Source organism: Agromyces sp. NPDC057679, assembly GCF_042799635.1.
Classification (GTDB): domain Bacteria; phylum Actinomycetota; class Actinomycetes; order Actinomycetales; family Microbacteriaceae; genus Agromyces.
In genome coordinates this window covers 1-5,099 of record NZ_JBHVIK010000009.1, presented here as the reverse complement: position 1 = coordinate 5,099, position 5,099 = coordinate 1, and the positions used below count along the sequence as shown (strand labels likewise).

Below are 5,099 nucleotides of genomic sequence, written 5' to 3'. Positions count from 1 at the left end.
ACTTGTTCTTCCCTAACAACAGAGCTTTACGATCCGAAAACCTTCATCACTCACGCGGCGTTGCTCCGTCAGACTTTCGTCCATTGCGGAAGATTCCCTACTGCTGCCTCCCGTAGGAGTCTGGGCCGTGTCTCAGTCCCAGTGTGGCCGATCACCCTCTCAGGTCGGCTACGCATCGTTGCCTTGGTGAGCCGTTACCTCACCAACTAGCTAATGCGCCGCGGGTCCATCTGTAAGTGGTAGCCGAAGCCACCTTTTATGTTTGAACCATGCGGTTCAAACAACCATCCGGTATTAGCCCCGGTTTCCCGGAGTTATCCCAGTCTTACAGGCAGGTTACCCACGTGTTACTCACCCGTCCGCCGCTAACATCAGGGAGCAAGCTCCCATCTGTCCGCTCGACTTGCATGTATTAGGCACGCCGCCAGCGTTCGTCCTGAGCCAGGATCAAACTCTCCGATAAAGTAGTTTGACTGACTACGCACATCGCTGTGCGATTTATTTAAAACTTTGAATTAACAGGTACGTTTTGTCTTGTTTAGTTTTCAAAGATCATTTTGTTTGCTTGCTTTGTTAAAGCAACTTTATTAGTATACAATGTCACTTCTTCAAAGTCAATAACTTTTTTAAAAAATTACACTAATGTGCAATTGCTTGGCGGCGTCCTACTCTCACAGGGGGAAACCCCCGACTACCATCGGCGCTGAAGAGCTTAACTTCCGTGTTCGGCATGGGAACGGGTGTGACCTCTTCGCTATCGCCACCAAACCATTGAGAGTGTTCTCTCAAAACTAGATAACAGTAAGCATACATTCAAATTGGTTAAGTCCTCGATCGATTAGTATCTGTCAGCTCCATGTGTCGCCACACTTCCACCTCAGACCTATCAACCTGATCATCTTTCAGGGATCTTACTTCCTTGCGGAATGGGAAATCTCATCTTGAGGGGGGCTTCATGCTTAGATGCTTTCAGCACTTATCCCGTCCGCACATAGCTACCCAGCGATGCCCTTGGCAGAACAACTGGTACACCAGCGGTGCGTCCATCCCGGTCCTCTCGTACTAAGGACAGCTCCTCTCAAATTTCCTGCGCCCGCGACGGATAGGGACCGAACTGTCTCACGACGTTCTGAACCCAGCTCGCGTACCGCTTTAATGGGCGAACAGCCCAACCCTTGGGACCGACTACAGCCCCAGGATGCGATGAGCCGACATCGAGGTGCCAAACCTCCCCGTCGATGTGGACTCTTGGGGGAGATAAGCCTGTTATCCCCGGGGTAGCTTTTATCCGTTGAGCGATGGCCCTTCCATGCGGAACCACCGGATCACTAAGCCCGACTTTCGTCCCTGCTCGACTTGTAGGTCTCGCAGTCAAGCTCCCTTGTGCCTTTACACTCTGCGAATGATTTCCAACCATTCTGAGGGAACCTTTGGGCGCCTCCGTTACCTTTTAGGAGGCGACCGCCCCAGTCAAACTGCCCACCTGACACTGTCTCCCCGCCCGATAAGGGCGGCGGGTTAGAAGGTCAATACAGCCAGGGTAGTATCCCACCGATGCCTCCACCGAAGCTGGCGCTCCGGTTTCCAAGGCTCCTACCTATCCTGTACAAGCTGTACCAAAATTCAATATCAGGCTGCAGTAAAGCTCCACGGGGTCTTTCCGTCCTGTCGCGGGTAACCTGCATCTTCACAGGTACTATAATTTCACCGAGTCTCTCGTTGAGACAGTGCCCAGATCGTTGCGCCTTTCGTGCGGGTCGGAACTTACCCGACAAGGAATTTCGCTACCTTAGGACCGTTATAGTTACGGCCGCCGTTTACTGGGGCTTCAATTCGCACCTTCGCTTACGCTAAGCGCTCCTCTTAACCTTCCAGCACCGGGCAGGCGTCAGCCCCTATACTTCGCCTTACGGCTTCGCAGAGACCTGTGTTTTTGCTAAACAGTCGCCTGGGCCTATTCACTGCGGCTCTCTCGGGCTTGCACCCTAACAGAGCACCCCTTCTCCCGAAGTTACGGGGTCATTTTGCCGAGTTCCTTAACGAGAGTTCTCTCGATCACCTTAGGATTCTCTCCTCGCCTACCTGTGTCGGTTTGCGGTACGGGCACCTCTCACCTCGCTAGAGGCTTTTCTTGGCAGTGTGGAATCAGGAACTTCGCTACTATAATTCGCTCGCCATCACAGCTCAGCCTTCACGGGAAACGGATTTGCCTATTTCCCAGCCTAACTGCTTGGACGCGGATATCCAATACCGCGCTTACCCTATCCTCCTGCGTCCCCCCATTGCTCAAATGGTGAGGAGGTGGTACAGGAATATCAACCTGTTATCCATCGCCTACGCCTTTCGGCCTCGGCTTAGGTCCCGACTAACCCTGAGCGGACGAGCCTTCCTCAGGAAACCTTAGGCATTCGGTGGAGGGGATTCTCACCCCTCTTTCGCTACTCATACCGGCATTCTCACTTCTAAGCGCTCCACCAGTCCTTCCGGTCTTGCTTCACAGCCCTTAGAACGCTCTCCTACCACTGTTCGAAGAACAGTCCGCAGCTTCGGTGATACGTTTAGCCCCGGTACATTTTCGGCGCAGAGTCACTCGACCAGTGAGCTATTACGCACTCTTTAAATGGTGGCTGCTTCTAAGCCAACATCCTGGTTGTCTAAGCAACTCCACATCCTTTTCCACTTAACGTATACTTTGGGACCTTAGCTGGCGGTCTGGGCTGTTTCCCTTTCGACTACGGATCTTATCACTCGCAGTCTGACTCCCAAGGATAAGTCATTGGCATTCGGAGTTTGACTGAATTCGGTAACCCGGTAGGGGCCCCTAGTCCAATCAGTGCTCTACCTCCGAGACTCTTACCTTGAGGCTAGCCCTAAAGCTATTTCGGAGAGAACCAGCTATCTCCAGGTTCGATTGGCATTTCACCCCTACCCACACCTCATCCCCGCACTTTTCAACGTGCGTGGGTTCGGGCCTCCATTCAGTGTTACCTGAACTTCACCCTGGACATGGGTAGATCACCTGGTTTCGGGTCTACGACCACGTACTCAATTCGCCCTATTCAGACTCGCTTTCGCTGCGGCTCCGCATCTTCTGCTTAACCTTGCACGGGATCGTAACTCGCCGGTTCATTCTACAAAAGGCACGCCATCACCCGTTAACGGGCTCTGACTACTTGTAGGCACACGGTTTCAGGATCTCTTTCACTCCCCTTCCGGGGTGCTTTTCACCTTTCCCTCACGGTACTGGTTCACTATCGGTCACTAGGGAGTATTTAGCCTTGGGAGATGGTCCTCCCGGATTCCGACGGAATTTCACGTGTTCCGCCGTACTCAGGATCCACTCAGGAGAGAACGAAGTTTTGACTACAGGGCTGTTACCTCCTATGGCGGGCCTTTCCAGACCTCTTCATCTACCTCGTTCCTTTGTAACTCCGTACAGAGTGTCCTACAACCCCAAGAGGCAAGCCTCTTGGTTTGGGCTGGTCCCGTTTCGCTCGCCGCTACTCAGGGAATCGCATTTGCTTTCTCTTCCTCCGGGTACTTAGATGTTTCAGTTCCCCGGGTCTGCCTTCTCATATCCTATGTATTCAGATATGGATACCACTCCATTACGAGTGGTGGGTTTCCCCATTCGGAAATCTCCGGATCAAAGCTTGCTTACAGCTCCCCGAAGCATATCGGTGTTCGTCCCGTCCTTCATCGGCTCCTAGTGCCAAGGCATCCACCGTGCGCCCTTTCTAACTTAACCGTTAAAAAGAATCACTACGTGATATCTTGCATTACTAATTGAATGTGAATTCTTCTGTTATCTAGTTTTCAAAGAACACGTTTCGAAGGAATGATCCTTCAAAACTAAACAAGACAGGGAACGTTCTGTTTATAAGACCCAAGGTCTTATATTCCGTTAAAATCCTTAGAAAGGAGGTGATCCAGCCGCACCTTCCGATACGGCTACCTTGTTACGACTTCACCCCAATCATCTGTCCCACCTTCGGCGGCTGGCTCCTAAAAGGTTACCTCACCGACTTCGGGTGTTACAAACTCTCGTGGTGTGACGGGCGGTGTGTACAAGGCCCGGGAACGTATTCACCGCGGCATGCTGATCCGCGATTACTAGCGATTCCAGCTTCATGCAGGCGAGTTGCAGCCTGCAATCCGAACTGAGAACAGATTTGTGGGATTGGCTTAACCTCGCGGTTTCGCTGCCCTTTGTTCTGTCCATTGTAGCACGTGTGTAGCCCAGGTCATAAGGGGCATGATGATTTGACGTCATCCCCACCTTCCTCCGGTTTGTCACCGGCAGTCACCTTAGAGTGCCCAACTGAATGCTGGCAACTAAGATCAAGGGTTGCGCTCGTTGCGGGACTTAACCCAACATCTCACGACACGAGCTGACGACAACCATGCACCACCTGTCACTCTGCCCCCGAAGGGGACGTCCTATCTCTAGGATTGTCAGAGGATGTCAAGACCTGGTAAGGTTCTTCGCGTTGCTTCGAATTAAACCACATGCTCCACCGCTTGTGCGGGCCCCCGTCAATTCCTTTGAGTTTCAGTCTTGCGACCGTACTCCCCAGGCGGAGTGCTTAATGCGTTAGCTGCAGCACTAAGGGGCGGAAACCCCCTAACACTTAGCACTCATCGTTTACGGCGTGGACTACCAGGGTATCTAATCCTGTTCGCTCCCCACGCTTTCGCTCCTCAGCGTCAGTTACAGACCAGAGAGTCGCCTTCGCCACTGGTGTTCCTCCACATCTCTACGCATTTCACCGCTACACGTGGAATTCCACTCTCCTCTTCTGCACTCAAGTTCCCCAGTTTCCAATGACCCTCCCCGGTTGAGCCGGGGGCTTTCACATCAGACTTAAGAAACCGCCTGCGAGCCCTTTACGCCCAATAATTCCGGACAACGCTTGCCACCTACGTATTACCGCGGCTGCTGGCACGTAGTTAGCCGTGGCTTTCTGGTTAGGTACCGTCAAGGTGCCGCCCTATTTGAACGGCACTTGTTCTTCCCTAACAACAGAGCTTTACGATCCGAAAACCTTCATCACTCACGCGGCGTTGCTCCGTCAGACTTTCGTCCATTGCGGAAGATT

At 52.5% G+C, this 5,099-nt stretch carries 4 rRNA genes; all 4 read right to left on the bottom strand.

The window, feature by feature from the left end:
- A 16S ribosomal RNA gene (locus tag ACFVAJ_RS21670) occupies nucleotides 1-463 on the bottom strand; the annotation flags it as partial.
- A 189-nt stretch (nucleotides 464-652) separates the two neighbouring features.
- Nucleotides 653-768 (bottom strand): 5S ribosomal RNA (rrf, locus tag ACFVAJ_RS21665).
- A gap of 50 nt (nucleotides 769-818) precedes the next feature.
- Nucleotides 819-3,748: ribosomal RNA gene (locus ACFVAJ_RS21660) — 23S ribosomal RNA — on the bottom strand.
- Between the two features lie 169 nt (nucleotides 3,749-3,917).
- Nucleotides 3,918-5,099: ribosomal RNA gene (locus tag ACFVAJ_RS21655) — 16S ribosomal RNA — on the bottom strand; the annotation flags it as partial.